Below are 26,434 nucleotides of genomic sequence, written 5' to 3' on the forward strand. Positions count from 1 at the left end.
CCGAGTCGGCGGGGGTGAGCCGTGCTAGTCGCCAGTCTGCTGCTCATCCTGCTCGCCGTCGTCCTGTTGGTCCTCGGTCTGACCGGCGGCTCCAGCGTTTTGTTGATCATCTCGATCGCGGCCAGCCTGCTGGCCGCTGTCGCGTTGGTGGTCGGCGCCCGCCAGGCGGTCGCCACCCGCGCGGCGGCGGACCGGGCCCCGCCGGCGACCCGGCGTCGGGAGACCCCCGCCGCCGAGGCAGCGTCCAACCCGGCGGAGTACGCCGGCCCCGAGCCGGCGCGGACCCGCTCGCCGTACGGCCCGGTCGCGTACGGCCCCACGGGGTACGGCGGCCTGGACGAGGTGTTCGGGACGGGCACCGATCCGCCGGAGGACGTCCCCGGCCACGCCGGGACGCGCTCCGAGCCACTGATTCCGGTCCAACACGTCCCGATATCGGTCGACACCGGCGACCCCGGGTGGCGGCAACCACCCGGGTCGCCGATGACCGACCTGCCGCCGGAGATCGACCTCGACGCCGAGCCACCAGCCGACCTGGCCGACCGGTGGCCCCCAGCGGCCCCTGATCCGCAACGGTCGTCGAGTCCCACCGCGTCGAGTCCCCCCACGTCGGGCCCGGCCGGGCCGAGCGCCTTCGGGCCCGGCCCCTTCGGATCGCGCCCCGCCGCGTCGAGTGCGCCCGCGACCGGCGCCTCCGCGCCCCGCGCCGCCGGAGCCGGCCCGGAACTCGCCACCTCGTGGACCCCGGTCGACCCCGACCTCGACACCGACGCTGACGACTCTCTCGCCGACCGGTTGTTCCGGCCCCGTGACCGGGCCACCGAGCCGGTGACCACGCCACTCGCCCGGCCGGACCCGGCGACGGACCGGCCGACCGCCGCGACCGCGTCACCGGACGGGCCGCCGGACCCCGCTGCGGCTCCGCCGGACGGGTCGCGGACCTCCGGGGCGGACCCGCTGGACGCGGTGTGGAACCCGGCGACCTCGCAGCCCCAGCCGGCCCCGGCGGCCCCGCAGCCCCAGCCGGCCCCGGCGGCCCCGCAGCCCCAGCCGGCCGACGCCGACCCCGACGCCCGGCCCGGCCCGGCCCACGCCGATCCGGCGGCCTGGCCGGTCGCCCCCGATCCGGCACCCTGGTCGGTGGAGCCCCACGGGACGTCCCGGCCGGCCGCCGTCGAGCCGGAGCCACCCGCCCCGGCCCAGTCCGCCCCGGAGTCGTCCGCCCCGGCCCAGTCCACTCCGGAGTCGCCTGCCCCGGCTGAGCCCGCCCCGGAACCGGACGCCCCGGAACCGGACGCCCCGGAACCGGACGCCCCGGAACCGGACGCCCCGGAGCAGTCAGCCCCGGAGTCGCTCGCTCCGGAGTCGCCCGCTCCCGAGTCGCCCGCCTCGGCGCGGTCCGTCCCGGCGCAGTTCGTCCCGGTGTCCCCGGCCGCCGGGCCCGATCCGGCGGGCCGCGCGGTGGAGGGCGACCGGGCACCCTGGTCGGCCGGGTTCGACCCGGTGCCCTGGTCGGTCAGCCTCGATCCGGGGCCCGTGGAGCCGGCCGACGAACCGGCCGCCCAGCCGGTCACGCTCGCCGACTCCGCCCTGGTGGCGCGGCTGGACACCGAGGTCCAGGTGGTCGACGGCCGGCCCCGGTACCACCTCGACGACTGCGCGCACCTGTTCGGCCGGGAGTACGAGCCGCTGCCCGTCTCGGAGGCGGTCGCGCTCGGCTTCACCCCGTGCGGGCGGTGCTGCCCGGACACCGTGCTGCTCGCCGAAGCCGGGCCGTACTGACGGGGCGCCGCCGTGACCAGTGCCGACGACACGTACACCGTCGCCGTGCGGGTGAAGCCGGGCGCGGCCCGCTCCCGGGTCGGTGGCCGGTTCGACGGGCCGCACGGCCCGGCCCTGGTGGTCGCCGTGCACGCCCCACCGGTGGACGGCCGGGCCACCGAGGCGGCCCGCCGGGCGCTCGCCGACGCGCTCGGGGTCCGGCCGGGGACGGTGTCGCTGCGCACCGGGGCGGCCAGCCGGGACAAGCTCTTCCTCGTGGACCGGCCGCCGGCCGGCCTGGCCGACCTGGTGTCGCGGCTGCGCGACGGTACCGACCGGTGAGGCGGGCCCAGGGTTCGGCGAGTACGGCACGAAGCGTCGGGGCGAGCTGCTAGCGTACCTTTTGCCCCGCTCAGGGGCGGTTCGCGGCGAGTTCGCGGTGCGCCGGTGCGGCACGTTGTCGTACCAGGCATACGTTCCGTATTCTTGCCAACCTCGGGAGTGCGCGGCCGACGTGCCGCGCGCCCCTTTTCGTACCCGGGGGACGCCATGGCGGCGGCCCCCGCCGGGGCACCGCCGACCGCCGCGGATTCCGTGGCCGAGGGAGCTGACGATGGCGAAGCCAGCCGACACCAGGACCGCCGGGCGTAAGCCGGCGGCGAAGGCCACCCGCAGCACGGCGGAGACCGAGAAGATCCGAGCCGCGCTGGCGGCCCGACGCGACGAACTGACCGCCGAGTACGATCAGACGCTGAGCGAGATCACCGAGCTGCAGCGCGACCGGCTGACCGACTCGGCCGGCGACGACCAGGCCGACACCGGGACGAAGACGTTCGAGCGGGAGCAGGAGATCTCTCTCGCCAACAGCATCAAGGAGCGGATCACGCAGGTCGAGCGGGCACTGGAGCGGCTCGACGAGGGGCACTACGGCTGGTGCGAGCGGTGCGGCAACGCCATTCCGGTGGAGCGGCTCGCCGCCTTCCCGTCGGCGACGCTCTGCGTGACCTGCAAGCAGCTGGAGGAGCGGCGCTGAGGTCCGCTCCCCGGCGGCCGGCCCAGCCGGTGACCGTGACCGCGAGAGTGTCGATGGGGAGCAGATGAGCGCAGCACCGCCCGCCGGATCCGGCCGCGCCGAGCCCGGGGGCGGCCGGGCCCGGCCCCGGGCGGTGGCGATCCTCTTCGGACTGGCCCTGTTCCTGCTCGTCGCCGACCAACTGCTCAAGGACGTCGCGCTGGGCGGCCTGGAGGACCGGGACGAACCGGTGCGGCTGCTCGGCGGGGCGGTCTACCTCACCCTGGTCCGCAACAGCGGGGCCGCGTGGAGCATCGGCTCCGGCTACACCTGGGTCTTCCCGATGATCACGACCGGCGTGGTCGCCTGGATCTGCTGGATGGCGCTGCGGCTGCGCTCGCTGCCCTGGGCGATCTCGCTCGGCCTGGTGCTCGGCGGGGCGCTGGGCAACCTCGGTGACCGGATCTTCCGCGCGCCGGGGCACTTCGTCGGGCACGTGGTCGACATGGTCAGCCTCTTCGACCCGTACGGCCGGATCATCCCGGTGTTCAACCTGGCCGACAGCTCCCTGGTCTGCGGGGTGATCCTCGCGGTGCTGCTGGAACTGACCGGCCGGCAACGGGACGGCACCCGGCTCACCGACGACAAGGACCCCGACGACAAGGACGCCGACGGCGTCACCGCGTCCAGCCCGGACGACCCGGCCGAGCAGCGGGAGCGGGCGTGAGCGCCCCCGCCGGCCGGGACCGGCGTTCCCTGCCCGTCCCCGACGGCCTGGACGGGATGCGGCTGGACCAGGCGGTGTCCCGGCTGTTCGGGCTCTCCCGGACCGCCGCGGCCACGCTGGTCGACGCCGGCGACGCGCTGGTCGACGGCGCGGTCCGGGCGAACTCCCACAAGGTCAAGGCCGGTTCGTGGCTGGACGTCACCCTGCCCGCCCCGGTCGCCGCGCCGACCGTGGTGCCGCAGGCGGTGCCCGGCCTGCGGGTGGTGTACGCCGACGAGGACATCGTCGTGGTGGACAAGCCGGTCGGGGTGGCCGCGCACCCCAGCCCCGGCTGGTCCGGGCCGACCGTCATCGGTGGGCTCGCCGCGATCGGGCACACCATCGCCACCAGCGGGGCCGCCGAGCGGCAGGGGGTGGTGCACCGGCTCGACGTCGGCACCACCGGGATCATGGTGGTGGCCAAGAGCGAGTCGGCGTACAGCGCGTTGAAGCGGGCCTTCAAGTACCGCGAGGTGGACAAGCGGTACCACGCCGTGGTACAGGGGCACCTGGACCCGCTGCGCGGCACCGTCGACGCCCCGATCGACCGGCACCCCACCCACGACTACCGCTGGGCGGTGGTCTCCGGTGGCAAGCCCAGCATCACCCACTACGACACGGTCGAGGCGTTCCCCTCGGCGAGCCTGGTCGACGTGCGGCTGGAGACCGGCCGCACGCACCAGATCCGGGTGCACTTCTCCACCCTGCGCCACCCCTGCGTCGGTGACCTCACCTACGGCGCGGACCCGACCCTCGCCGCCCGGCTGGGGCTCGACCGGCAGTGGCTGCACGCGCGGGCGTTGAGCTTCCTGCACCCGGGCACCGGCGAGCAGGTGACCTTCGTCAGCGAGTACCCGGACGACCTGGCCCGCGCCCTTGCCGTTCTCCGCGACTGACCGGGCCGGGCCCGGGGCACCGCCGGCCGGGCACGAGGAGCGCCCGGCCGGACCGCCGGCTGGGGCGCGACCGCCCGGCGGCCGGCGACCCCGGGGTCTCACCGTCACCGCGCTGCTCTGCGTGGGCGCGGTGCTGGTCGCCGCCGCCCTGATCCGGGACCGGGAGCCGGCGCCGGACCGAACGGTCGGCGAGGTGACCCGGGTCGGCGTCGCCGACGGCGGCTCGATCCCGGACTACCTGCGCGCCGCCGCCACGGAACTCGCGGCGCTGCCGGCCGCCGCCGAGCCCGGCACCTGGGCGTTGGTCTCGTTCACCGGGTACCTGCCGCCGGACCGGCTGGCCGAGGTCCTCGGCGACGTCGGGGTGTCGCTGGTCGTCGGCCGGGTGCCGCTGCCCGGCCGGCAGACCGAACTGGTCCGGATGACGGCGATGCGCCTGCCCGACGACGTGGCCGCGGCGATGGCCGAGGTGGCCGCGCGCAAGGAGCGGGAGGCCGCCGACCAGCGCGCCCGGTCGGCCGCGCTGACCGACGCCGACCCCGACCGGGCGCACCTGCGCCGGGTGTACGACAGCGGCGCGCAGGTGGCCGACGCGGAGGCGCGGGCGTACCGGGCGGGCTGCGCCTGCGTCCACGCCGCCGTGGTGCGCGCGGCCCCGGCGGTGCTGCGCGACCTGGCGACCCGCGCCGGGGTGCGGGCGGTCGACCCGGCCCCCGAGGTGTCCCGGCTCGACCGGACCGTCTTCACCCCGCCCCTGCCCGAGCAGCGGGACCTCGCCCGACCCCCGGCTGACGACCTGCTCGGGCCGCTGTCGCCGTCGGCCGACCCGTCGTGACCGGTCAGTGGGTGGACGTGGCGTCCCGTACCGTGGGCGGTTCGCCGGTGCTGGCACCCACCGTGACGGTCGGGTCACGGGGGTCGCCGGTGGCGGTGCTCGCCGGTGGCACGCCTGTCACCTCGGACGATGGCGTCGGGGTGGCGCGCGCGCCGGTCGGGGCCGGTGATCTGGGCGACGGGGGATGTGCGCAGACCGGTGTGGCCCGAATAGGGTTTGCTTCGTAGCCTGTCAGGCGGGATCCGATGGCGCTGGGAGGGCGAGCCGTGGACGGCAGCGAGACCGGCTGGGGTCGGCCGGCCGAACCAGCACCCCGATGGCGGGCGCTGCTCGACCGGGCCCGGCTCGGTGGTCGCCACGCCGATCCGGCGGAGGTCGACCACCGCGCGGAGGAGCCGTCGGCGCCGCCCGAGCCGCTGCCCCGGCGCACGTCGGGTCAGGGCTACGCCGGGCGGGCCTCGGCCGTGGGCCGCGCCGCCGATCCGGGGTACGCCCCCGACCCGGCGTACCGGGCCGAGGCCGGCTACCGGGTGGACCCGGCGCACCGGGCGGAGCCGTCGTACCGACCCGAGCCGTCGTACCGGCCGGAGCCGTCGTACCAGCCGGAGCCCACGTACCGACCGGAGCCGTCGTACCAGCCGGAGCCGGGTTACCGGGGCGAGCCGGGGTACCGCCCCGAGCCGGCCCGCCCGGAGCCCCCGCCCCGCCCCGAGCCGGTCGAGTCCCGGTACGCGCTGCTCGACAACGGGTACCGTCCGGAGCCCCCGCCCGGCGAGTCCCGGTACGCGCTGCTGGACAACGGGTACCGGCAGCGGGCGTTCCAGGCCCCGCCCGAGCCGCCGCCGGCGCCACCCGCCCCGCCGGCCGCTGCCCCGGCGGCCCCCGCCGCGCCGGTGGCGGACCGGGGGTTCGCGGGCCCGCGCCTGGAGTGGCGGGCGCAGAGCGGCGAGAGCGAGCTGGAGCGCGCCGCCGGGGTGCTGCGCCGGGAACTCGGCGGCCCCCGGGTGCTGGCGTTCGCCAACCCCAAGGGCGGGGTGCACAAGACCACCGCCACCGTGCTGGCCGCCGCGACCGTCGGCAGTGTCCGGGGCCGGGGCGTGCTGGCCTGGGACGACAACGAGCTGCGCGGCACCCTCGGGCTGCGGGCCGGCAGCGCCCGGCACGCCCGGACCATCCGGCACCTCATCGCCGACCTGGCCCAGATCGAGATCCTCCAGGGCAACACCCTGCTGGAGCAGCTCGACGACTACCTGCGGCACGCCTCGGACGGCTCGTACGACGTGCTCGCCGGGGAGGAGAGCCCACGCTTCGCCCAGCGGCTGGACAAGTACACCGTCCGCCGGGTGCTGGAGCTGCTGCGCCGGACCCACGACGTGGTCTGCGTGGACACCGGCAACAACGTGGAGAGCCCCAACTGGCGGACGGTGATGCAGGCGGCCGACCAGTTGGTGGTGACCACGGTGCCCCGGGAGGACGCCGCGTTCAGCGCCGACTGGATGCTGGACCTGCTGCACGAGGTGGGGATGGGGGAGCTGGCCGACAACGCGGTCACCCTGATCTCCTGCCCGACCCCGGGCCGGTCCCCCCTGCAGAGCGACCTGGAGCGGCACTTCGCCACCCGGACCCGCGCGGTCGCCGTGGTGCCGTACGACCCGGCGCTGGAGACCGGCTCGTCGATCGAGTACCACCAGCTCCAGCCGGAGACCCGGCAGGCCTGGCTGCGGGCTGCCTCGATGATGCTCGAACCCTTCGCCCGCTGACCGGTCCGGCCCCGCCCACCGGGCGGCCGGTGGCCGGCGCGTCGGGCGTGCCAGCAATTTCATGATCAACAGAACGGGTCGGTGGATGTCGGGTCGCCAGCAGCGTCATCGGAGTGGACGGCCTGAGAGGATCATCGGGTGAGCCCGGATTCCTCCGACCCCGACCGTCCCACCGAGCGCGCCGAGGCGGCGTCGGTGGCCCACCCCGGGCCCCCGGCACCCCCGGCCGCCGTACCGTCCGGTGCCCCGGACCTGTCCCCGGTCGAGGGTCCGGTCGAGCCGCCGGTCGAGGGTCGGGCCGGGCCGGGCGCGGCGTACGCGAGTCTGCTGCGCCTGCACTTCGACGAGCCCAAACTGCCGGGCCGCCGGGCCGCCGGGCTGGTCGGCGCCGTCGTGCTGGGGATGACCCTGCTGGGGGCGCCGCTGGGCCTGCTCTGGGTGCTGGTGGCCCCGGCCACGCCGGTTATCAAGATCACCGAGGGGGCGATCTACGCCGAGCCGCAGCCGGAGCAGCCGATCGCCGCCGACGGTTGGTTCAGCCTGCTCGGGCTCGGGTTCGGGGTGCTCGCCGCGGTGGCGCTGTGGTTCCTGCTGCGCGCCCTGCGCGGCCCGGCCGGGCTGCTCGCGGTGACCGTCGGGGGACTGGGCGCCGCCCTGGTGGCCTGGCAGGTGGGCCGGCGGATCGGCTGGTCGACCTACCAGCGGCTGCTCGCCGAGGCCCCACCCGGGCAGTCCTTCGACAAGCCCGTCGACCTGCGCGCCGGTGGGGTGGACCGGGTCCTCGGCGTGCTGCCCGTCCCGTACGGCAACGTCCTGCTGGTCGCGTTCGGCGGGGCCGTGGTATACACCCTGCTGGCCGGCTGGTCGCGCTGGCCCTCGCTGCACCCGGAGCCGGACCTTGCGCCCGACCTCTGGCCCGCGCCGACCCCCGGTTTCGGCCCGGGTCCGCTGGCCGGCCCGTCGCCCGGCGGTAGCCCACCCGACCCGTCGTCCGAGGACGGCCCGCCCGGGTCGCTGCCCGGTGCCGGTGCGGCCGGGGTCAGTTGGGGGACGGGGGCGTCGCCAGCTCCGTCAGCGGCACCGGAACCGCCCGCACCTGACGCAGCAGAGCCGCCTCGCGGTTGAGCATCCGCAGCTCGGCCCGGAGCCGGGCGGCGGTGTCGTCGACGGCGAGCAGCCGCTGCCGGTCGGCCACGGTCAGCGCCGCCGTGGCCGCCACCAGGTGTGACAGCACGGTCGGGTCCTCCGGGAGCTGCTCGGACAGCTCCTGCTCGTCGGCCCGCACGAGGGTCAGGTACTGCCGGAAGACCGCGATCACCCGGGCGGCGAGCAGGGCCGTCGACTCGTCCGGGCCGGTCGGCTCGGGCAGCCACTCCACCTCGGCGGTCAGGTACGGCGCGGCGCCCTCGTCCACGCTCGCCACCCGGAACCGGCGCCGGCCGACCGTGACCAGGTCGAAACCGCCGTCGTCCAGCTCGGTGACCTGGCGGACCTCGGCGGTGCAGCCCACCTCGTGCAGGGTGACCGCGCCGCCCCCGGGGATCGGCCGCCCGCCCGGCCCGGTCGGCGCGACCTCCCAGCCGGCCTGGATCGCCACCACACCGAACTCGCGCGGGGTGCCCTCGGGCAGCTCCACCAGGTGCCGGACCAGCGCGCGGTACCGTTCCTCGAAGATGTGCAGTGGCAGCACCAGGCCGGGAAAGAGCACCGTCCCGAGCGGGAAGACCGGCAGCCGAGCAGTCACGTCGTCGAGCCTAGCCCGACCGGCCCACCCCGGCGTGGCTCGCCTCACGCATCCCGGACAGCGGGCGCGGCGGGTGGTTCGCCCGCGGGGCAGCCTAGACTCGCAAGGGTGCTGACTCGGATCGACCTGCGTGGCGGGGTCCGTGACCCCCGCCGGCTGCTGCCCCGTGCCCAGCTCGACGTCTCCGTGGCCGTCGAGCGGATCCGCCCCCTCGTCGAGGCGGTCCGCGACCATGGGTACCCGGCGATCCGCGAGGCCAGCGAACGCTTCGACGGCGTCGCGCCGGAGCGGCTGCGGGTGCCGGTCGAGGCGATCACGGCGGCGGAGGGCACCCTCGACCCGGACGTGCGGGCCGCGCTGCTGGAGTCGATCACGCGGGCCCGCCGGGTGCACGCCGACCAGCGCCGCACCGACCACACCACGCAGGTGGTGCCCGGTGGCACGGTCACCGAGCGCTGGGTGCCGGTCGACCGGGTCGGGTTGTACGTCCCCGGCGGCCTGGCGATGTACCCGTCGACCGTGGTGATGAACGTGGTGCCGGCCCAGGCGGCCGGGGTCCGCTCGCTGGTCGTGGCGAGCCCGCCGCAGCAGGAGAACGGCGGCCTGCCCGACGCCCGGGTGCTGGCCGCCTGCGCGCTGCTCGGCGTCGACGAGGTGTACGCCGTGGGCGGCGCCCAGGCGGTGGCGATGCTGGCGTACGGCTCGACCGCCGACGCCGACGGGGCGACCCGCTGCGACCCGGTCGACATGATCACCGGGCCGGGCAACATCTGGGTGACCGCCGCCAAGCGGCTGCTGCGCGGGGTGGTCGGCATCGACGCCGAGGCCGGCCCGACCGAGATCGCCATCCTGGCCGACGACACCGCCGACCCGGCGCACGTCGCGGCCGACCTGATCAGCCAGGCCGAGCACGACCCGCTGGCCGCCAGCGTGCTGGTCACCCCGTCGACGGCACTGGCCGACGCGGTGGACCGGGAACTGGCCCGCCAGGTGCCGGCGACCAAGCACGCCGAGCGGGTCACCACCGCGCTGCGCGGCGAGCAGAGCGGCGTGGTGCTCGTCGACGACCTCGACGCCGGGCTGCGGGTGGTCGACGCGTACGCCGCGGAGCACCTGGAGATCCAGACCGTGGACGCCCGGGAGTGGGCGCTGCGGGTCCGCAACGCCGGGGCGATCTTCGTCGGCCCGTGGGCGCCGGTCTCCCTCGGCGACTACTGCGCCGGCTCCAACCACGTGCTGCCCACCGGCGGCTGCGCCCGGCACTCCTCGGGGCTGTCCGTGCAGTCCTTCCTGCGCGGCATCCACCTGGTGGAGTACACCGAGGCGGCGCTGCGCGAGGTGGCCCCGCACGTGGTCACCCTGGCGACCGTCGAGGACCTGCCCGCGCACGGCCAGGCGGTCACCGCCCGCTTCCCCGGGGGCCTGGCGTGAGCGCGAGGAGTGAGCCGGTTTTGCGAGCCCCGCAGTCGCGAACCCAGGAGGCGGCGTGACCACCCTCGACGACCTGCCGATCCGGGACGACCTGCGCGGGCTGTCCCCGTACGGGGCGCCGCAGCTCGACGTGCCGGTGCGGCTGAACACCAACGAGAACTCGTACGCCGTGCCGGAGCCGGTGGTCGAGGCGATCGGCAAGGCGGTCGCCGCCGAACTGCGCGACCTCAACCGGTACCCGGACCGGGACGCCACGGCGCTCCGCGCCGACCTGGCGGACTACCTCGGCCACGGTCTCACCGCCGACCAGGTGTGGGCGGCCAACGGCTCCAACGAGGTCCAGCAGCAGCTCCTGCAGGCCTTCGGCGGGCCCGGCCGCACCGCGCTCGGGTTCACCCCGGCGTACTCGATGCACCCGCTGCTGTCGCTGGGCACCGGCACCCGCTGGGTGCCGGGCCGGCGCGGGGCCGACTTCGGGCTGACCGCCGCCGACGCGGTGGCGCAGGTGCGCGAGCACGTCCCGGACGTGGTCTTCCTCTGCTCGCCGAACAACCCCACCGGCACCGCGCTGGACCCGACGGTCGTCGCCGCCGTGCTGGCCGAGGCCCCGGGCATGGTGGTCGTCGACGAGGCGTACGCCGAGTTCGCCCGCCCCGGCACGGTCAGCGCCCTCGCGGTGCTGCCCGGCCACCCCCGGCTGGTCGTGACCCGGACGATGAGCAAGGCGTTCGGCTTCGCCGGCGGCCGGCTCGGGTACCTCGCCGCCGACCCGGCGGTGGTGGCGGCGGTGCAGCTCGTCCGGCTGCCGTACCACCTCTCGGCGCTCACCCAGGCCGCCGCCCGCGCGGCGCTGGCGCACCGGGAGGCCCTGCTCGGCACGGTCGACGCGATCAAGGCGCAGCGTGACCGGATCGTCGCCGAGCTGCGCGCCCGGGGGCACCGGGTGGCCGACAGTGACGCCAACTTCGTCCTCTTCTCGGTCGACGGCGACCCCGCCGCGGCCTGGCGTACCCTGCTCGACGCCGGGGTGCTGGTCCGCGACGTCGGGCTGCCCGGCTGGCTGCGGGTCACCGCCGGCACCCCCGCCGAGACCGACGCCTTCCTTTCTGCGATGGAGAAACTCTGATGAGCCGGACCGCCCGGGTGGAGCGGATCACCAAGGAGACCAAGGTCCTGGTCGAGATCGACCTCGACGGCACCGGCCAGGCCGAGATCGGCACCGGGATCGGGTTCTACGACCACATGCTGAACCAGATCGCCCGGCACGGCGGCTTCGACCTCACCGTGCGGACCGTCGGCGACCTGGAGATCGACGCCCACCACACGATGGAGGACACCGCGCTGGCCCTGGGCGCCGCGTTCGACCAGGCGTTGGGGGACAAGGCCGGCATCCGGCGGTACGGCTCGGCGACCGTACCGATGGACGAGGTGCTGGTCCGGGCGGCGGTCGACCTCTCCGGCCGGCCGTACGTGGTGCACGACGAGCCGGCGCTGGCGCCGTACATCGGGCCGGTCTACCCGACCAGCATGACCCGGCACATCTTCGAGTCGTTCGGGCAGGCGGCCCGGATCACCCTGCACGTGGACGTGCTGCGGGCGGCCCGCCCCGGCGGCCACCCCGACGCCCACCACGTGGTCGAGGCGCAGTTCAAGGCGGTCTCCCGCGCCCTGCGCGAGGCCACCGCCATCGATCCGCGCTCCGCCGGCGCGATCCCCAGCACCAAGGGGACGTTGTGACGGGCGGGCGGCGCTGATGGGCTCGGTGCTGCCGATCCTGTTGCTGGCCCTGGCCGGGGTGCTGGTCGGTGGGGCCGTCTCGCTGCACCGGCAGGGCGCGGCCCGGGGCGCGGTGGTCACCGCCGGGGTGCTCGCCGTGCTGGCCGCCGCTGGCGGGGTGCTGTACCTGTTCCCGGGGGAGAACGCATGAGCGAGCGGCAGTGCACGACCCGTCGACGCGGCGTCGGGAGGCCGGCATGAGCCGGGTGGTCGTCCTGGACTACGGCTCGGGCAACCTCCGCTCGGCCGAGCGGGCGTTGCAGCGGGCCGGGGCGGACGTGACCGTCACCGACGACCTCGCCGCCGCGGCCGTCGCCGACGGCCTGGTGGTCCCGGGTGTCGGGGCGTTCGCCGCCTGCATGGCCGGGATCGAGGCGCTCGGCGCCGGCCCGGTGATCGCCGACCGGGTCGCCGCCGGCCGGCCGGTGCTCGGCATCTGCGTCGGGATGCAGGTGCTCTTCGAGTACGGCGACGAGCACGGGGTGGTGACCAAGGGGCTCGGGCTGCTGCCCGGGTCGGTGACCGCGCTGCCCGCCCGGCGGCTGCCGCACATGGGCTGGAACACCGTCGCGCCGCCGGCCGGGTCGGTGCTCTTCGCCGGCCTGCCGCCGCAGAGCCGCTTCTACTTCGTCCACTCGTACGGGGTGGTGGACCGCGCGGCGCTGGCCGACTCGGGCGCGCTGGTGACCACCGCCCACCACGGGGCGGACTTCGTCGCCGGGGTGGAGCGGGGCGCGCTGTCGGCGGCCCAGTTCCACCCGGAGAAGTCCGGCGACAACGGCGCGGACCTGCTGCGCAACTGGCTGGCCACGCTGTGACCCGAGGCTGGGCGGGCCCGGTGGCGAGCGCCCCGGGCGTGGTCCGCCGGTGAGCAAGGAACGGGCCCGGCTCCGAGCCGCCCGGGAGGCGGAACAGGCCCGCCAGCGGGCCGCCCGGGAGCGCCGGGTGGCCCGCCGCGACCGGCGGCGGGCGCTGCTGCGCCGGCTGACGCCCCGCTGGCGGCGACGCCGTACCGGTCGGCTGCTCCGGCACAGCCGGCGCGAGCGGCTCGCCATCGTGGCGCTCACCGGCGTCGCGGTGCTCGGCATCTGGGTGCTCGTCGACAACCTGGCGCTGCGCCTGGCCCTGATCGCGTTGCTGTTGCTCGTACTCCCGGCGATCGTGGTGATCGCCCTGGACCGTCGTACCTGATGCGAGGAGAAGAAGACCGTGAGCCTCACCCTGTTGCCCGCCGTGGACGTCGCCGACGGCCAGGCCGTCCGGCTCGTGCAGGGCGCCGCCGGTAGCGAGACCGCCTACGGCGACCCGCTGGAGGCGGCGCTGGCCTGGCAGCGCGACGGGGCGGAGTGGATCCACCTGGTGGACCTCGACGCGGCGTTCGGTCGGGGCTCCAACGCGGACCTGCTCGCCGACGTGGTCGGCCGGCTCGACGTGCGGGTGGAACTCTCCGGCGGCATCCGGGACGACGCCTCGCTGCGCGCCGCCCTCGCCACCGGGGCGGCCCGGGTCAACATCGGCACCGCCGCCCTGGAGGACCCGCAGTGGTGCGACCGGATCTGCGGCGAGTACGGCGACCGGGTGGCGATCGGGCTGGACGTGCGGGGCCGTACCCTCTCCGCCCGGGGCTGGACCCGCGACGGCGGTGACCTGTACGAGGTGCTGGAGCGGCTCGACAAGGCCGGGGCCTCCCGGTACGTGGTCACCGACATCACCAAGGACGGCACCATGCGCGGGCCGAATCTCGACCTGCTGCGCGAGGTCTGCGCCCGGACCGACGCTCCGGTGATCGCCTCCGGTGGTGTCTCCACCCTCGACGACCTGCGGGCCCTGGCGACCCTGGAGCCGGTCGGGGTGGAGGGCGTGATCGCCGGCAAGGCGCTGTACGCGGGCGCGTTCACCGTGGCGCAGGCCCTGGCGGTGCTCGCCACCGCCTGACGCCCCGGGGCAACCGCCTGACGCTCCGGGAAACCGCCTGAGGCCCAGGGAACCGCCTGACGGCGGCGGGAAACCGCCGGTACGGCTGGGCGCGACCCGGTCGTCCGGTCCTCGACCGCCCCACCCGCCGCTGCCAGACTGAGGTGGTGAGCGGGGCGACCGTCGGTCGGGAGCCGGAGATCGACCGGGTCCGGCACGCCCTGGGCGAGGGACGGCCGGTCCTGGTCGAGGGGCCGGCGGGGATCGGCAAGACCGCCCTGCACCGGGCGGTGCTGGCCGGCGTCGCCGAGGACGGCTGGACGGTGCTCGGCTGCGCGCCGACGGAGACCGAGGCGGCGCTGCCGTTCGCCGCGCTCGCCGACGTCCTGTCGCCCCTGGCCGACCTGGTGCCCGACCTGCCCGTCCCGCAACGGACGGCGGTGACCGGCGTGCTGCTCTCCGGCGAGGTCACCGACCCGGTGGACGAGCGGACGGTGGGCGTGGCCACCCGGGCCCTGCTCGACGCCGCCGCCCGTGCCCGCCCCGACACCCGGCTGCTGGTGGCGGTGGACGACGCGCCCTGGCTGGACGCGCCGAGCGAACGGGCGTTGCGGTTCGCGCTGCGTCGACTCGGGTCCCGGGTGGGCGTCCTGGCCACCGCGCGGGCCGACCCGCCCGGGGTGGACCCGGCTCCGCTCGGGCTGGCTCACGCCGGGGTGCTGCGGGTGGCGTTGGGGCCGCTCGGGGTGGGGCCCCTGCACCACGTGCTGCGGGCCGAGGTCGGCGCCACCCTGCCCCGGCCGCTGCTGGTCCGCATCGCCCGCGACGCCGGGGGCAACCCGCTGCTCGCCATCGAGGTGGCCCGGGCGGTGCTGCGCCTGCCGCAGCTTCCGGCGCCCGGCGCGGACCTGCCGGCCGGCCCCTCGCTGCGGCACCTGGTCGCCGACCGGGTGGCCGCGTTGCCGCCCCCGACCCGGCGGGCGATCCGGCTGGCCGCGCTCTGCGGCACCCCGACCCTGGCCGACCTGGCCCGGTGCGACGTCCCGGCGACCGCCCTCGACGCGGCGGAGGAGGCCGGGCTGGTCGCCGTCACCGAGCAGCAGATCACCTTCACCCACCCGGTGTACGCCGCCGCCGTCCGGTCCGGCATCCCGCCGGGCGTCCGGCGTGGCCTGCACCAGGTGCTGGCCGGTACGGTGACCGACCCGGACGAGCGGGCCCGGCACCTCGCCGCGTGCGCGACCGCGCCCGACCCGGACGCGGCGGAGCGGATCACGGCGGCGGCGGCCCGGCACCGGGCCCGGGGAGCGGCGGAGGCGGCGGCCGGCCTCTACGACACGGCGGCCCGGCTGACCCCGCCCACCGACCACGACGGGTACGCCCACCGCCGGCTGGCCGCCGCGGGGTGCCGGTTCGACAGCGGTGACTACCCGGCCGCCGCGCTGGCCGCCGACCGCGCGGCGGCGGAGCTGACCGGTACCGCCCGCGCCGAGGCGCTGCTGTTGCGCTCGGTGGTCGCCTGGTGCGCCGAGGACCTGTCGACCAGCCTGTCCGCCGCCGACCTGGCGCTGTCCGCCGCGCCGGCCGGCTCCCCGGTCGCCGGTCGGGTGCACGCCCACCTGGCGCTGTACCGGGACGCCCCGGACCCGGCCCGGCGGCACGCCGAACAGGCGGTGGCCCTGCTCGCCGCCAGTCCGGCCGACCGGGCGGTGCACGCGGCGGCGCTGCTGCTGCTCTTCTTCAACGAGGTGCGGGCGGGCCTGCCGGCCCGGACCGACCTGCTGGAGCGGGCGCTGCGGTTGGAGGGGGACGAGCCGTCCTGGCTGGCCGGGACGGTGCCGGCGGTGTGGTGGAAGGGGGTCGACGAGCACGACCGGTCCCGGGAGCGGCTGCGGTGGATGCTGGACCGGGCGGTCGCCCGGGGGGACGAGCCCTCCCAGCACGAACTCCTCACCCACCTCGGCGAGACCGAGCTGTTCGCGGGGCGCTGGCCGGCGGCGGCGGAGCACATCACCGCCGCCCGCGAGCTGGGCGAGCAGTCCGGTGTCGAGCCGGTGGGCGCGGACTGGCTGGCCGGGCTGCTCGCGGCGGCGCAGGGGCGGCTGGTCGAGGCGAACCGGACCGCCGAGGCGGGACTGCGCCGCGCCGACGAGCTGGCCGACGGCTGGCGACGTCGGATCCACCAGCAACTGGCCGGGTTCGCGGCGCTCTGCGGCGGGGCGTACCCGGTGGCGGCCGGGCACTACGGCGCGCTGGCGGCGACCGTCGACGGGATGGGCCTGGCCGAGCCGCTGGCGCAGCGGTTCGAGGCGGACTGGCTGCAGGCGTGCGTCGGCGCGGGCGACCTGGGCACCGCCGAGGCGGCCCTGGAACGGTTGACCGCCCGGCACCGCCGGCTGCCCCGGCCCTGGACGACGCTGGGACTGGCCCGCAGCCGGGTGCTGCTCGCCGGGGCGCGGGGCCGGGATCCGGGCGACGCCCTGGCCGACCTGGTCGCGGCGCGGGCCGCCGTACCCGCCGGGGTGGTGCCGCTGGAGCGGGCCTGGTGCCTGCTGGTGGCGGGGGTGGCGTACCGCCGGGTCCGGCGTCGCCGCGAGGCGCGGGAGGCGCTGGCCACCGCCGCGCGGGAGTTCGACGCCCTCGGGGCCGCCGGGCTGGCCGCCCGGTCCCGGGCGGAGGCGGCGCGCCTCGGTGGCCGCCCGCCCGCCCCCCGCGAGCTGACCGGCACCGAGTTGGCGGTGGCCCGGCTCGCCGCCGCCGGGCGGACCAACCGGGTCATCGCCGACACGCTGTTCGTCAGCCCGAAGACGGTCGAGGCGAACCTCGCCCGGATCTACCGCAAGCTGGGTGTGGCCAGCCGCGCCGAACTGGGCGCGACGATGGCCCGCGAACCCTGGGTCCCGCCGGCTGCGCCGGGCACGGTCCCGCCGGCTGCGCCGGGCACGGTCCCGCCGGCTGCGCCGGGCACGCTCCCGGCGGCTGCGCCGGGCGGCGATCGGTAGGGAAACCCCCGATTACCGCAGGCCCGCGCCGACCTAACGTCAGGTCGTGGCCCGTCGACTCTTCGCGCTCGAACGGTACGACCGCGTCGCGGGTGAGGACGCCGACGACGCGATCGACCGGCTGACCACCGGGACGACCCGGCTCCGCGGCGCGGTACGGCTCCCGACCGACGGGGTGGTGCTCGCGTTGGTCGAGGGGCCGGACGCGCAGACGGTGGCCGCGGTGGCCGCCGCCGCCCGGTGGCGGGTCGACCGGCTCGGGCCCGCCGAGTGGCTCGGGTCCGCCGAACTGCTCGGGCCTGCGGAGTTGCTGGGCCGTGCGGAACCGATCGGGCCTGCGGAGCCGCGCGGGCCTGCGGATTCGCTCAGCGCGCCGGAGTCGCCGGCGCCGGGGACCGGGGGAGACCTGCCATGATCGACGTGCCGACCAGCCGTGCGCCGTACCGCCGGGCCGTGGTGGCGCGGCGTCGACTCCGCGCGTCGGCGGTCGCGCTGCTCCTGGCCACCGGCCTGGTCGCGTGCGCCGAGCCGCCGTCGGTGCCCGGGGCGGGGCGGGTGCCGGCCCCGGCGTCGAGCGGTACCGCCCCGACCGGTGGGGAGGCCGCCGCACCGGATCCCTGCACGCTGCTCACCGCCGCCGAGGTGACCGAGGTGATCGGCGAGCACGGCGGGCCGCGCCCCGGCACCGACGGCTGCGGGTGGGAGAACCCGGAGACGTACCACTCGATCACGCTTAGCATCGGCCGGACGGGTACCGCCGTCGACGGGAACCTGCCCACGCCCGACCCGATCCTCGGCACGCCCGAGCCCGGACCGGACGGTATCCGGTTCGTGCGCACCGGTGCCGCCGAGTTCGCCGTGGGGGACCGGTACTGCGAGCTCACCGTGGTCACCTCGGTCACCGACGACCGGGACCGACCCACCCTGGTCCGCCTCGTGGGCCTGGTCCGTACCCGGCTCTGAGCATCGTCCCGACCGACAGGAGTCCCTGGTGAAGCAGATGCGACGTGGTACCCGCCGGGCCGCGCTCGGGCTGGTCACGCCGGCCGTCGTGGCGCTGGCCGCGCTCGGGCTGACCGGCTGTGGCGGCCCCGGCGAGCCGGTGCCGTCCGGGGCCGGGGAACCGCCCGTGCCGAGCGCCGAGCGTCCGGCGGAGCCGGGGACCGAGCCCTCGGCGGAGCCGGGGGAGCCGACGGGCGCAGCCGTGCCGGAGGCCTGCGCGCTGGTCGACCAGCGGGAGGCCGAGCAGCTCGCCGGCACCGCGCTGAACGAGCCCGTGCCGGTCCGGGAGACCTGCACGTACACCGGGCCGGTCGACGGGCCGACCGCCCAGGTCGAGGTCTTCGTCGGGGACGGGGCCGCGAAGTTCCTCGGCATCGAGCGGGAACTCGGGCACGAACTGCGCCCGCTGGCCGGCGTCGGCGACGAGGCGTACGCCACGCAGGAGGCGGTCTTCGTCCACAAGTCCGGGGTGTGGGTCTCGGTGCGCCTGGTCCGGCTCAACGACCCGGCCGAGAACCGGGCCCCGCTGGAGCGGGTCGCCCGCACGGTGGCCACCCGCTTCTGACGGCACCGCCGGGCGCTGCCGTCGCTGCCGGGTTCCGAGGTCACTGCCGGGTTCCGACGTCGCTGCCCGGTCCTGCCGTCACCGCCGGGCGGGCGGCAGCACCCGCCGGTAGTAAGCGATCAACGCCTCGTCCGGGCCGCCGCCGGGCGGCGGGGTCCCCCCGGCCAGCGTCGCGGCGAGGTCCGCGAGGCAACGGTCCCACCCGGCGGCGGTGTGGGCCGTCCAGTCCGGGTCGAGCACGGTGTTGCTCAGCCGGAGCAGGCACCCGCCGCCGTCCTCCGCCAGGGTCCAGCGCAGGTGCTCCCCGCTCCAGGTGAAGGCCAGCACCCGGGGCGGGTCGAACTCGGTGATCGGTGCGGTCTGCGGCGTGCTGTCGCCGAAGTCCAGGGTGAGCGACCCGCCGGGGCGGGCGTCGATCTCCACCCGGCAGGGGAACCACCGGCTCAACTCGGCCCCGGTGGTCAGCGCCGCCCACACCCGGGCCGGGGGGTGCGGGTACCGGCGGGCGAAGTGCAGGACCGGCCCGTCGGGGCCGCTGGTGTCCAGGGTGACGTCGGTGCCCATGGCTCAGGTTCCTTCCGGAGGCGTGGTGCTGTCGAGGTGGTCCGCGAGGTCGTCCAGGCGCTGGACCCAGAACCGCCGGTACGGTGCGAGCCAGGCGTCCAGTTCGCGCAGCGCGTCGGGCCGGAGCCGGTACCGGCGGCGTTGCCGCTCGACGGTCTCGGTGACCAGCCCGGCCTCGCGCAGCACCCGCAGGTGTTTGGAGACGTTGGGCTGGGAGAGGTCGAGCGCGGCGGTCAGCTCCTTGACGATCAGCCCGTCGCCGCCCCGCAGGGTGTCCAGGATCCGCCGGCGGCTCGGGTCCGCCAGCACGGTGAAGAGATCGACCACGCCTCATAATGCTTCGCTGATTATATAACTGTCAAGGCATATAATGTAAGTCGCGCACAATCGAATTGGGCGCTACGGTCGAGGCGTGACCGATCCGCCGGGGGTACGCCGACAGGTGTGCTTCGCGCTGTACGCGGCGCAGCGCGCCCTGACCGACGTCTACCGGCCGATCCTCGACGAGTTCGGGCTGACCTACCCGCAGTACCTGGTCCTGCTGGTGCTCTGGGAACGGGACGCCGTCGCCGGCCCCGGCCGGACCGCGCCCACGGTCTCCGAACTCGGCACCGCGCTGCGGCTGGACTCCGGCACGCTCTCGCCGCTGCTGAAACGGCTGGAGGCGGCGGGGCTGGTGCGACGGCGGCGGTCGAGCCGCGACGAGCGGCGGGTGGAGGTGACGCTGACCGACGCCGGCCACGCGCTGCGGCAGCCGATGTGCCAGGTGCCGCAGCGCGTGGCCGCGGCGACCGGCCTCACCGAGGCGGAGCTGGTCGGCCTGCGCGACACCCTCACCCGGGTCACCGAGACCATCCACCGAGCGACGGAGCGGTCGTGACCGTCGGCACCCCCGGGCCGCCCGCCGGCCCGGGTACGCCACCGCACGGACGCGACCCCCGACAACCCGTACCGGCGCCCGAAAGGCAGGCCCATGAGCACCGTCAACCGTGAGATCCACCTCGCCTCCCGCCCCACCGGGTGGCCGACGGCGGAGAACTTCCGCCTCGTCGAGACCGCCGTGCCCACCCCCGGTCCGGGGCAGATCGTGGTGCGCAACCAGTTCGTCTCCGTCGACCCGTACATGCGGGGCCGGATGAACGACGTCAAGTCCTACGTGCCGCCGTACCGGCTCGACGCCCCGCTCGACGGTGGGGCGGTCGGCGAGGTGGTGGCGAGCGAGGCCGAGGGGTTCGACCCCGGCGACGTGGTGCTGCACGGGCTCGGCTGGCGGGAGTACGCCCTCCTCGACGCCACCGCCGCCCGCCCGGTCGACCCCACCCTGGCCCCGGTCACCGCGTACCTGTCGGTGCTCGGCATGACCGGGCTCACCGCGTACGCCGGGCTGCTGGAGGTGGCCGCGATGAAGCCCGGCGAGACCGTCTTCGTCTCCGCCGCGGCCGGCGCGGTGGGCAGCCTCGTCGGCCAGATCGCCACGCTCAAGGGCGCCGGCCGGGTCATCGGCAGCGCCGGCTCGGCGGCCAAGGTCGACCGGCTGCGTGCGCTCGGCTTCGACGCCGCGTTCGACTACCACGACGGCCCGGTACGGGACTCGCTGGCCGCCGCCGCCCCGGACGGCGTCGACGTGTACTTCGACAACGTCGGCGGCGACCACCTGGAGGCCGCCATCGCGGCGATGAACCTCCACGGCCGGGCCGCGATCTGCGGCATGATCGCCCAGTACAACGCCACCGAGCCGCCGGCCGCGCCGCGCAACCTGGCGCAGGTCATCGGCAAGCGACTGACCCTGCGCGGGTTCCTCGTCGCCGACCACGGCCACCTGCGGGAACAGTTCGTCACGGAGGTGGCCGGCTGGCTGCGCGAGGGGAAGCTGTCCTACGACGAGACGATTGTCGACGGTCTCGAGCAGGCGCCCGAGGCCTTCCTCGGCCTGCTGCGCGGTGACAACCTCGGCAAGATGCTCGTCCGGGTGTAAGGAAGGGCCCCCTGTTAACGCCTCCGGTAGAGAAGGGTCCCCTTCTCACATCCCCGGGCACCCCGGGGGCAGGCCGGGGCGGCAGGTGGCGGGGCGGGACGGGATAGGCTTTCCGGCATGACGGTGGCGGTACGGGTGATCCCCTGTCTGGACGTGGACGCCGGGCGGGTGGTCAAGGGAGTCAACTTCCTCGACCTGCGCGACGCCGGTGACCCGGTGGAACTGGCCGCGGCGTACGACCGGGCGGGCGCGGACGAGCTCACCTTCCTCGACGTCACCGCCTCCTCCAGCGACCGGGGCACCATGCTCGACGTGGTCCGGCGGACGGCGGAGTCGGTCTTCATCCCGTTGACCGTCGGCGGTGGGGTCCGGCAGGTCGCCGACGTCGACACCCTGCTGCGGGCCGGCGCGGACAAGGTCGGGGTGAACACGGCCGCGATCGCCCGGCCGGAGCTGATCGCCGAGATCGCCGACCGGTTCGGCCGGCAGGTGCTGGTGCTCTCGCTGGACGTCCGGCGGGCACCGGCGGGCACCACGCCCAGCGGGTTCGAGGTGACCACGCACGGCGGCCGGCGGGGCACCGGCCTCGACGCGGTCGAGTGGGCCGGCCGTGGCGCCGAGCTGGGGGCGGGCGAGATCCTGCTCAACTCGATGGACGCCGACGGGACCAAGGCCGGCTTCGACCTCGCACTGATCGGCGCGGTCCGGCAGGTGGTCGACGTGCCCGTGATCGCCAGCGGGGGCGCCGGTGAGGTGGTCCACTTCCCGCCCGCGATCGGCGCGGGTGCGGACGCGGTCCTGGCCGCCAGCGTCTTCCACTTCGGCGAGCTGACCGTCACCGAGGTCAAGGACGCCCTGCGCACCGCCGGGCACCCCGTCCGCTGACCCGCCGACCGCCCGGTCGACCGCCCTTTCCGCACCCCGGCCCGGGGGCGGCACGCCCACGCCGCCCGTCGTCGACGGGCGGCACCCGGCGCTTCGGCATCGGTGGTCGGCCCCGAGGGCTGCGGCCGTCGGCGGCTCAGCCCTGGCGGGGATGTCCCTCGGGGGAGCGGCGCGGCGCCGGGATGGAGCGGACGAAGTACTCCTGCACCGCCGCCGCGTGTTCGGCCTCGTCGAGGTCCCACTCGACCGCGCCCGGGGCCTGCCGCCGGCTCAGGACGCCCTGCATCTTGTCGACCGTCGTGCCGAGGCCGGCGCTGGGCCGGGTCCGCCACAGCCGCTCGCCGTCAGGGGTGATCCGGAACCAGCCGTCGGTGACGCTGACCAGCCCGGAGCCGACCAGCCGCCGGACGGCCTCCTCCACCTCGTGCCGCTGCGGGATGGCCTGGTTGAGGTGGTCCGCTGTGGACAGCACGTCTGCCAGGCGTACCCCCTCGGGACGCCGGGTGGTGGCGGCGCGGCGATGCCGCCCGGCACCGCTCGCGATCACCAGCGAGACGAAGATCCAGGCGTCGGTCCACCGCCAACCGTTCTCCCCCATGCACCAGATGATGCCTGGCGCGGGCGGCCGAGGAAACACCGTCTTTTCGGTCGGGACGTCCGGGCAGGTCAGCGGGGTGGGTTCGGTGCGGCGCGGCTCACTCTCCGTCGACCGGACCCGGCCGGGCGTGAGCGCGCCGGGCGTCGGGCGTGAGCGCGCCGCGTGCTCACCCGACCGGCGGGGCGGCGGGCTGCGGGGCGGCGGGCTGCGGGGCGGCGGGCTGCGGGGCGGAAGCGGCGTGCGGCCGGGTACCACTCGGGTCCGTGCCACCGCGCGAGGTGCCGGCGGCCTGTCCGCCCGGCGTCCCGGTGTCGGGCCCGGCCGGGGGCGCGACGGTGAACATCGGGATGAACACCTGGGCCAGCGGGCCGATCGCCAGGGCGTACGCGACGGTGCCGATGCCGACGGTGCCGCCGAGCAGCCAGCCCAGGGCCAGCACGGTGACCTCGATGACGGTACGGACCAGCCGGATGGAGCGGCCCGGCCGGCGGGCGACGTACCCGCTCATCAGGCCGTCGCGGGGGCCCGGACCGAAGCGGGCGCCGAGGTACAGGCCGGTGGCCAGGCCGTTGCCCACGATCCCGACGACCAGCAGCCCGATCCGGGCGGCCAGGGGCATCCCGGTGGGCAGCAGGGCCAGGGCGAGGTCCACCACCACCCCGATGACCAGCACGTTGCTCACCGTGCCGAGGCCGGGACGCAGCCGCAGCGGAATCCAGAGCAGCAGGACGAGGATGCCGGTGACGATGGTGGCGGCGCCGATCGACATGCCGGTGATCATCGATAAGCCCTGGTGGAAGACGTCCCACGGGTTCAGGCCGAGATCCGAGCGGATCATCATGGCCATGCTCGTCCCGTAGAGCACGAGCCCGAGGTAGAGCTGGACGAGTCGCCGCGCCGGTCGGTACCGGAGATTGCCAGTTGGTGCCATGCATGCCACCCTAGGGTCCAATTCGCGAGATGAAAGAGCCAATATTGGAGGGGTGGCGGTGACGAGCCAGGTACGGGGAAGCCAATTGGCCCGACTGCTGGGGCAGTGGCATGCCCTGCCGGGCCGTCGGCGCAGTCCGGACTACGCCGCCCTGGCCGCCGCCGTCCGGGGTTTGCTCGCCGACGGCCGGCTCCCCCTGGGGGTACGCCTGCCGGCCGAGCGGGAGCTGGCGGACGCTTTGCGGATCAGCCGGACCACGGTCAGCGCCGCGTACCGGCAGTTGCGCGAGACCGGCCACCTGGCCAGCCGGCGGGGCGCCGGGAGCTGGACGATGCTCCCGGGCACCCACCGGGTGGCCAGCTCCGGGCTGTGGACCCCGTCGGACGACCGGGACATGCTCGACCTCGGCATCGCCGCGCTCGCCGCCCCGCCGCAGCTCCTGCCGGCGGCCCGGGCCGCCACCGAGGACCTGCCCCGCTACCTCGGCGGCGCCGGGTACCACCCGACCGGGATCATCGAGCTGCGGGAGGCGGTCGCCCGGGGGTACACCGAGCGTGGCCTGCCCACCCGGGCCGAGCAGATCATGGTCACCAGCGGTACCCAGCACGCGCTGGACCTGGTGCTGCGGCTGATGCTCCCGCCCGGCGGCGGGGTGCTCGTCGAGTCGCCGACGTACCCGAACGGGCTGGCCTCGCTCGCCGCCCGGCGGGCCCGGATCACCACCCACGGCCTCTCCACCGACGACGCCGGCTGGGACGGTGAGCTGCTGCTGGGCAGCCTGCGGCAGGGCCGGCCGAAGCTGGCGTACCTGATCCCGGAGTTCCACAACCCCACCGGCCACCTGATGCCGGCCGAGCTGCGCGAGCGGCTCGTCGCCACGGCCCACTCGGTCGGCACCGACCTGATCATCGACGAGTCGTTCGTGGACCTGCCGCTGGACGACACCGTGCTCCCACCGCCCACCGCCGCCTACGACCGGCACTCCCGGGTGATCTCCATCGGGGGGATGAGCAAGCCGTACTGGGGCGGGCTGCGCATCGGCTGGGTCCGGGCCTCCGCCCCGCAGGTGCAGCGGCTCGCCGCCGCGCGGGTCGGGGTGGACATGGCCAGCCCGGTGCTGGACCAGCTCGTCGCCGTCCACCTGCTCGCCGACGCCCCGGCCATCGTCGCCGACCGGCGGCGGCAGCTCACCGCCCAGCGGGACGTGCTGATCGACGCGCTGGCGGCCCGGCTGCCCGAGTGGCGGGTCACCGTGCCGCGCGGCGGGGTGACCCTCTGGGCGGAGCTGGACGGGCCGATCTCCAGCGCTCTCGCCCGCGCCGCCGAGGACGAGGGGGTACGGCTCGCCCCGGGCCCCCGGTTCGGGCTGGACGGGACGCTGGAGCGGTTCCTCCGGCTGCCCTTCACCCTGCCCGCCGCCGACCTGGTCGAGGCGGTCGGGCGGCTCGCCGCGGTCCGGTACGACCTGGACCGCGCCGTCCGCCCGCAGTGGCGGGAACCGGCGGTCATCGCCTGACCCCGGCCCGACCCGGCCGCCGCCCACCCGCCGGCCCGCCACCGGAGCCGGGGCCGACCCCGGGCCGGCCCCGAGCCGGAGCCGGGCGCTGGTTCCGGCGATCGGGTCCGGGCCGGCCGGACCGGCTGGGAGACTGCCCAGGTGGCCGTAGAAACCCGATCCGGGCTGGTCAGGCTGGGTGCGCCGGGCTCGCGGGTCACCCGGTTGGAGCTCTTCTACGACCTCGTCTTCGTCTTCGCCTTCCTCAACGTCACCTCACTGACCGGGTACTACCCGAGCGCCGCCAACGTGTTCCGCTGCCTGCTGGTGCTGGGGCTGCTCTGGTGGTGCTGGACCGGTTTCGCCGGGCTCGGCAACGCCGTCCGCGCGGACCAGGGCCTCCTGCCGCTGGTCGGGTTCGTCACCATCGCCGCCACCTTCCTGCTCGCGCTGAGCATCCCCGGGGCGTTCGGGGAACGACCGGGCGGGCTGGACGGTCCGCTCGTCTTCGCCAGCTGCTACTTCCTGGTCCGCGCGTCGCAGCTCGCGGTCTTCGGCTGGATCGTCCGGGACGATCCGGCGCGGCTGCGCCGCTGGGCGCTGCTCGCCGTGCTGCCGGTCGTCGCGGGGGGCCTGCTGGTCGCCGCCGCGCTGGTGCCGCCCCGGATCGCCCACGGCGGGGTGGCGACCGCCCTGCAACTGGGCTTCTGGACCGGCGCGTTGCTGCTGGAGTACGGGGCGGGCGTGACGCTGGGCAAGGCGTACTGGGTGGTGCTCTCCGCCGGGCACTGGGCGGAACGGCACGCGCTGATGGTGCTGATCGCCCTCGGTGAGTCGATCATCGCGCTGGGGCTCAGCCAGAAGTTCGTCACGAGCCAGCTACCGCTCACCTGGCCGGTGGTGGTCGCCGCGGTGACCGGGATCGCGGTCGCCGCCGCGCTCTGGTGGGCGTACTTCGACACCCTGGCGCCCGCCGCCGAGCAGGCCCTGCACGCCACCCGCGACCCGACGGCGCGGGGCCGGCTGGCCCGGGACGTGTACACGTACCTGCACCTGCCGATCGTCGCCGGGATCATCCTGTTCGCCCTCGGCATCAAGGACCTGCTGGTCGAGGCGGCCGACCCGGTGTCCCCGCCGTGGGGCGAGCCGCTGGGCGGCTTCTGGATCGCCGTGCTCTACGGCGGGGTCGCGCTGTACCTGCTCAGTCTCGTCGTGTGCGGGCTGCGGGCGCTGCGGGTGCTGCGCTGGCGGTCGCTGGTCGCGGTGGCGGTGCTGGGCGCGCTCGCGCCGGTGGGCGCCCGGATCGCGGCCCTGCACGCGCTGCTGCTGCTGGCGCTGGTCTGCGTCGGGCTGGTCCTCTGGGGCACCCGGGGGGAGGGGTCGCGCCGCGCCCGGGTCCGGCAGGTGGCGCTGGCCGAGCAGGAGGCGGCCGAGGTCGAGGCGAGCCGGTGGCGGCACGAGCACCTGTGAGCCGCCGGCGGGGTCGGGCCCCGGGCGGGACCCGACCGCCGACGGTCCCGGG

The 26,434-nt window shown here is 76.1% G+C and carries 28 protein-coding genes and 1 pseudogene; 24 read left to right on the top strand and 5 right to left on the bottom strand.

All coding sequences use genetic code 11. From position 1 onward, the window contains the following. Positions 1-21 precede the first annotated feature (21 nt). From ACQUFX_RS02740 to ACQUFX_RS02775, 8 genes and pseudogenes are all read left to right on the top strand, one after another. A pseudogene (locus tag ACQUFX_RS02740) lies at positions 22-201 on the top strand (hypothetical protein); the annotation flags it as partial. Between the two features lie 1,593 nt (positions 202-1,794). After that, positions 1,795-2,103 carry a DUF167 domain-containing protein gene (locus ACQUFX_RS02745; RefSeq protein WP_428964461.1) on the top strand — a complete coding sequence of 103 codons (309 nt, stop codon included), beginning with the start codon at positions 1,795-1,797 and terminating at the stop codon, positions 2,101-2,103. A gap of 271 nt (positions 2,104-2,374) precedes the next feature. After that, positions 2,375-2,794, top strand: a complete 420-nt coding sequence (locus ACQUFX_RS02750) for a TraR/DksA family transcriptional regulator (protein ID WP_067365247.1) — start codon at positions 2,375-2,377, stop codon at positions 2,792-2,794. Positions 2,795-2,858: 64 nt separating this feature from the next. Then, a complete protein-coding gene (gene lspA, locus ACQUFX_RS02755; protein WP_428964462.1) occupies positions 2,859-3,500 on the top strand; it encodes a signal peptidase II in 642 nt (213 codons plus the stop codon). A gap of 56 nt (positions 3,501-3,556) precedes the next feature. Further along, positions 3,557-4,435: an RluA family pseudouridine synthase gene (locus tag ACQUFX_RS02760; RefSeq protein ID WP_428966841.1), complete on the top strand. Its 879-nt coding sequence runs from the start codon at positions 3,557-3,559 to the stop codon at positions 4,433-4,435. A 121-nt stretch (positions 4,436-4,556) separates the two neighbouring features. Then, positions 4,557-5,270 (top strand): hypothetical protein, encoded by a 714-nt coding sequence (locus ACQUFX_RS02765; protein ID WP_428964463.1) that lies wholly within the window; start codon positions 4,557-4,559, stop codon positions 5,268-5,270. 245 nt (positions 5,271-5,515) lie between these two features. After that, a complete protein-coding gene (locus ACQUFX_RS02770) occupies positions 5,516-7,030 on the top strand; it encodes an AAA family ATPase (protein ID WP_428964464.1) in 1,515 nt (504 codons plus the stop codon). A gap of 138 nt (positions 7,031-7,168) precedes the next feature. Beyond that, a complete protein-coding gene (locus tag ACQUFX_RS02775) occupies positions 7,169-8,155 on the top strand; it encodes a DUF2567 domain-containing protein (RefSeq protein WP_428964465.1) in 987 nt (328 codons plus the stop codon). Here the strand turns inward: ACQUFX_RS02775 and ACQUFX_RS02780 are convergent. After that, complete coding sequence (locus tag ACQUFX_RS02780) at positions 8,070-8,774, bottom strand: LON peptidase substrate-binding domain-containing protein (RefSeq protein ID WP_428964466.1); 705 nt, start codon at positions 8,772-8,774, stop codon at positions 8,070-8,072. The two genes, ACQUFX_RS02775 and ACQUFX_RS02780, sit on opposite strands and share 86 nt — an antisense overlap. 108 nt (positions 8,775-8,882) lie before the next feature. Between ACQUFX_RS02780 and hisD the strand changes: the two genes are divergently transcribed. From hisD to ACQUFX_RS02835, 11 genes are all read left to right on the top strand, one after another. After that, positions 8,883-10,205, top strand: coding sequence for a histidinol dehydrogenase (hisD, locus tag ACQUFX_RS02785; protein ID WP_428964467.1), 1,323 nt, complete (start codon positions 8,883-8,885; stop codon positions 10,203-10,205). Positions 10,206-10,260: 55 nt separating this feature from the next. Next, positions 10,261-11,331 carry a histidinol-phosphate transaminase gene (locus ACQUFX_RS02790; protein ID WP_428964468.1) on the top strand — a complete coding sequence of 357 codons (1,071 nt, stop codon included), beginning with the start codon at positions 10,261-10,263 and terminating at the stop codon, positions 11,329-11,331. After that, positions 11,331-11,942 carry an imidazoleglycerol-phosphate dehydratase HisB gene (gene hisB, locus ACQUFX_RS02795; protein WP_428964469.1) on the top strand — a complete coding sequence of 204 codons (612 nt, stop codon included), beginning with the start codon at positions 11,331-11,333 and terminating at the stop codon, positions 11,940-11,942. Before ACQUFX_RS02790 ends, hisB begins: the two co-directional genes overlap by 1 nt. A 16-nt stretch (positions 11,943-11,958) precedes the next feature. Next, on the top strand, positions 11,959-12,132 hold the full coding sequence (locus tag ACQUFX_RS02800; RefSeq protein WP_428964470.1) for a hypothetical protein: 174 nt from the start codon (positions 11,959-11,961) through the stop codon (positions 12,130-12,132). A gap of 46 nt (positions 12,133-12,178) precedes the next feature. Then, a complete protein-coding gene (gene hisH, locus ACQUFX_RS02805; protein WP_428964471.1) occupies positions 12,179-12,799 on the top strand; it encodes an imidazole glycerol phosphate synthase subunit HisH in 621 nt (206 codons plus the stop codon). A 49-nt stretch (positions 12,800-12,848) separates the two neighbouring features. After that, a complete protein-coding gene (locus ACQUFX_RS02810; protein ID WP_428964472.1) occupies positions 12,849-13,172 on the top strand; it encodes a hypothetical protein in 324 nt (107 codons plus the stop codon). 18 nt (positions 13,173-13,190) lie between these two features. Beyond that, a complete protein-coding gene (priA, locus tag ACQUFX_RS02815; protein ID WP_428964473.1) occupies positions 13,191-13,916 on the top strand; it encodes a bifunctional 1-(5-phosphoribosyl)-5-((5-phosphoribosylamino)methylideneamino)imidazole-4-carboxamide isomerase/phosphoribosylanthranilate isomerase PriA in 726 nt (241 codons plus the stop codon). A 146-nt stretch (positions 13,917-14,062) separates the two neighbouring features. Further along, complete coding sequence (locus ACQUFX_RS02820) at positions 14,063-16,897, top strand: AAA family ATPase (protein WP_428964474.1); 2,835 nt, start codon at positions 14,063-14,065, stop codon at positions 16,895-16,897. 46 nt (positions 16,898-16,943) lie between these two features. After that, complete coding sequence (locus ACQUFX_RS02825; RefSeq protein ID WP_428964475.1) at positions 16,944-17,312, top strand: hypothetical protein; 369 nt, start codon at positions 16,944-16,946, stop codon at positions 17,310-17,312. After that, a complete protein-coding gene (locus tag ACQUFX_RS02830; protein WP_428964476.1) occupies positions 17,309-17,860 on the top strand; it encodes a hypothetical protein in 552 nt (183 codons plus the stop codon). Before ACQUFX_RS02825 ends, ACQUFX_RS02830 begins: the two co-directional genes overlap by 4 nt. 37 nt (positions 17,861-17,897) lie before the next feature. Next, positions 17,898-18,464 (top strand): hypothetical protein, encoded by a 567-nt coding sequence (locus ACQUFX_RS02835; RefSeq protein ID WP_428966842.1) that lies wholly within the window; start codon positions 17,898-17,900, stop codon positions 18,462-18,464. A 78-nt stretch (positions 18,465-18,542) separates the two neighbouring features. Here the strand turns inward: ACQUFX_RS02835 and ACQUFX_RS02840 are convergent, their stop codons facing one another. Together ACQUFX_RS02840 and ACQUFX_RS02845 are read right to left on the bottom strand one after the other, a co-directional pair. Then, a complete protein-coding gene (locus tag ACQUFX_RS02840) occupies positions 18,543-19,028 on the bottom strand; it encodes an SRPBCC family protein (protein ID WP_428964477.1) in 486 nt (161 codons plus the stop codon). 3 nt (positions 19,029-19,031) lie between these two features. Continuing rightward, positions 19,032-19,355 carry an ArsR/SmtB family transcription factor gene (locus tag ACQUFX_RS02845; RefSeq protein ID WP_428964478.1) on the bottom strand — a complete coding sequence of 108 codons (324 nt, stop codon included), beginning with the start codon at positions 19,353-19,355 and terminating at the stop codon, positions 19,032-19,034. A gap of 85 nt (positions 19,356-19,440) precedes the next feature. Here ACQUFX_RS02845 and ACQUFX_RS02850 point away from each other — a divergent pair, with 85 nt between their 5' ends. The 3 genes from ACQUFX_RS02850 (at position 19,441) to hisF (ending at position 21,888) form a co-directional block, all read left to right on the top strand. Beyond that, positions 19,441-19,908 (top strand): MarR family winged helix-turn-helix transcriptional regulator, encoded by a 468-nt coding sequence (locus ACQUFX_RS02850; RefSeq protein ID WP_428964479.1) that lies wholly within the window; start codon positions 19,441-19,443, stop codon positions 19,906-19,908. A gap of 93 nt (positions 19,909-20,001) precedes the next feature. Further along, positions 20,002-21,003 carry an NADP-dependent oxidoreductase gene (locus tag ACQUFX_RS02855; RefSeq protein WP_428964480.1) on the top strand — a complete coding sequence of 334 codons (1,002 nt, stop codon included), beginning with the start codon at positions 20,002-20,004 and terminating at the stop codon, positions 21,001-21,003. Between the two features lie 117 nt (positions 21,004-21,120). Beyond that, complete coding sequence (hisF, locus tag ACQUFX_RS02860; RefSeq protein ID WP_428964481.1) at positions 21,121-21,888, top strand: imidazole glycerol phosphate synthase subunit HisF; 768 nt, start codon at positions 21,121-21,123, stop codon at positions 21,886-21,888. Between the two features lie 136 nt (positions 21,889-22,024). On the opposite strand, the gene ACQUFX_RS02865 is transcribed toward hisF, so the two are convergent. Together ACQUFX_RS02865 and ACQUFX_RS02870 are read right to left on the bottom strand one after the other, a co-directional pair. Further along, complete coding sequence (locus ACQUFX_RS02865) at positions 22,025-22,486, bottom strand: hypothetical protein (protein ID WP_067365300.1); 462 nt, start codon at positions 22,484-22,486, stop codon at positions 22,025-22,027. A 166-nt stretch (positions 22,487-22,652) separates the two neighbouring features. After that, on the bottom strand, positions 22,653-23,417 hold the full coding sequence (locus tag ACQUFX_RS02870) for a membrane protein YczE (RefSeq protein ID WP_428964482.1): 765 nt from the start codon (positions 23,415-23,417) through the stop codon (positions 22,653-22,655). Between the two features lie 58 nt (positions 23,418-23,475). On the opposite strand from ACQUFX_RS02870, the gene ACQUFX_RS02875 reads away from it, so the two are divergent. Beyond that, a complete protein-coding gene (locus tag ACQUFX_RS02875) occupies positions 23,476-24,933 on the top strand; it encodes a MocR-like transcription factor YczR (protein WP_428964483.1) in 1,458 nt (485 codons plus the stop codon). A gap of 141 nt (positions 24,934-25,074) precedes the next feature. Next, positions 25,075-26,382 (top strand): low temperature requirement protein A, encoded by a 1,308-nt coding sequence (locus tag ACQUFX_RS02880; RefSeq protein WP_428964484.1) that lies wholly within the window; start codon positions 25,075-25,077, stop codon positions 26,380-26,382. The last annotated feature ends 52 nt before the right edge of the window (positions 26,383-26,434 follow it).

Origin of the sequence: Micromonospora fluostatini, assembly GCF_050410825.1 — a bacterium.
In the GTDB taxonomy this organism is placed as follows: domain Bacteria; phylum Actinomycetota; class Actinomycetes; order Mycobacteriales; family Micromonosporaceae; genus Micromonospora; species Micromonospora rosaria.

Coding starts and splice junctions, on each gene's coding strand:
- ACQUFX_RS02855 (WP_428964480.1), top strand. CDS start 20,002: ATGAGCACCGTCAACCGTGAGATCCACCTCGCCTCCCGCCCCACCGGG.
- ACQUFX_RS02835 (WP_428966842.1), top strand. CDS start 17,898: ATGCGACGTGGTACCCGCCGGGCCGCGCTCGGGCTGGTCACGCCGGCC.
- ACQUFX_RS02840 (WP_428964477.1), bottom strand. CDS start 19,028: ATGGGCACCGACGTCACCCTGGACACCAGCGGCCCCGACGGGCCGGTC.
- ACQUFX_RS02760 (WP_428966841.1), top strand. CDS start 3,557: ATGCGGCTGGACCAGGCGGTGTCCCGGCTGTTCGGGCTCTCCCGGACC.
- lspA (WP_428964462.1), top strand. CDS start 2,859: ATGAGCGCAGCACCGCCCGCCGGATCCGGCCGCGCCGAGCCCGGGGGC.
- hisH (WP_428964471.1), top strand. CDS start 12,179: ATGAGCCGGGTGGTCGTCCTGGACTACGGCTCGGGCAACCTCCGCTCG.
- ACQUFX_RS02865 (WP_067365300.1), bottom strand. CDS start 22,486: ATGGGGGAGAACGGTTGGCGGTGGACCGACGCCTGGATCTTCGTCTCG.
- hisB (WP_428964469.1), top strand. CDS start 11,331: ATGAGCCGGACCGCCCGGGTGGAGCGGATCACCAAGGAGACCAAGGTC.
- hisF (WP_428964481.1), top strand. CDS start 21,121: ATGACGGTGGCGGTACGGGTGATCCCCTGTCTGGACGTGGACGCCGGG.
- ACQUFX_RS02770 (WP_428964464.1), top strand. CDS start 5,516: ATGGCGCTGGGAGGGCGAGCCGTGGACGGCAGCGAGACCGGCTGGGGT.
- ACQUFX_RS02870 (WP_428964482.1), bottom strand. CDS start 23,417: ATGGCACCAACTGGCAATCTCCGGTACCGACCGGCGCGGCGACTCGTC.
- ACQUFX_RS02830 (WP_428964476.1), top strand. CDS start 17,309: ATGATCGACGTGCCGACCAGCCGTGCGCCGTACCGCCGGGCCGTGGTG.
- ACQUFX_RS02800 (WP_428964470.1), top strand. CDS start 11,959: ATGGGCTCGGTGCTGCCGATCCTGTTGCTGGCCCTGGCCGGGGTGCTG.
- ACQUFX_RS02750 (WP_067365247.1), top strand. CDS start 2,375: ATGGCGAAGCCAGCCGACACCAGGACCGCCGGGCGTAAGCCGGCGGCG.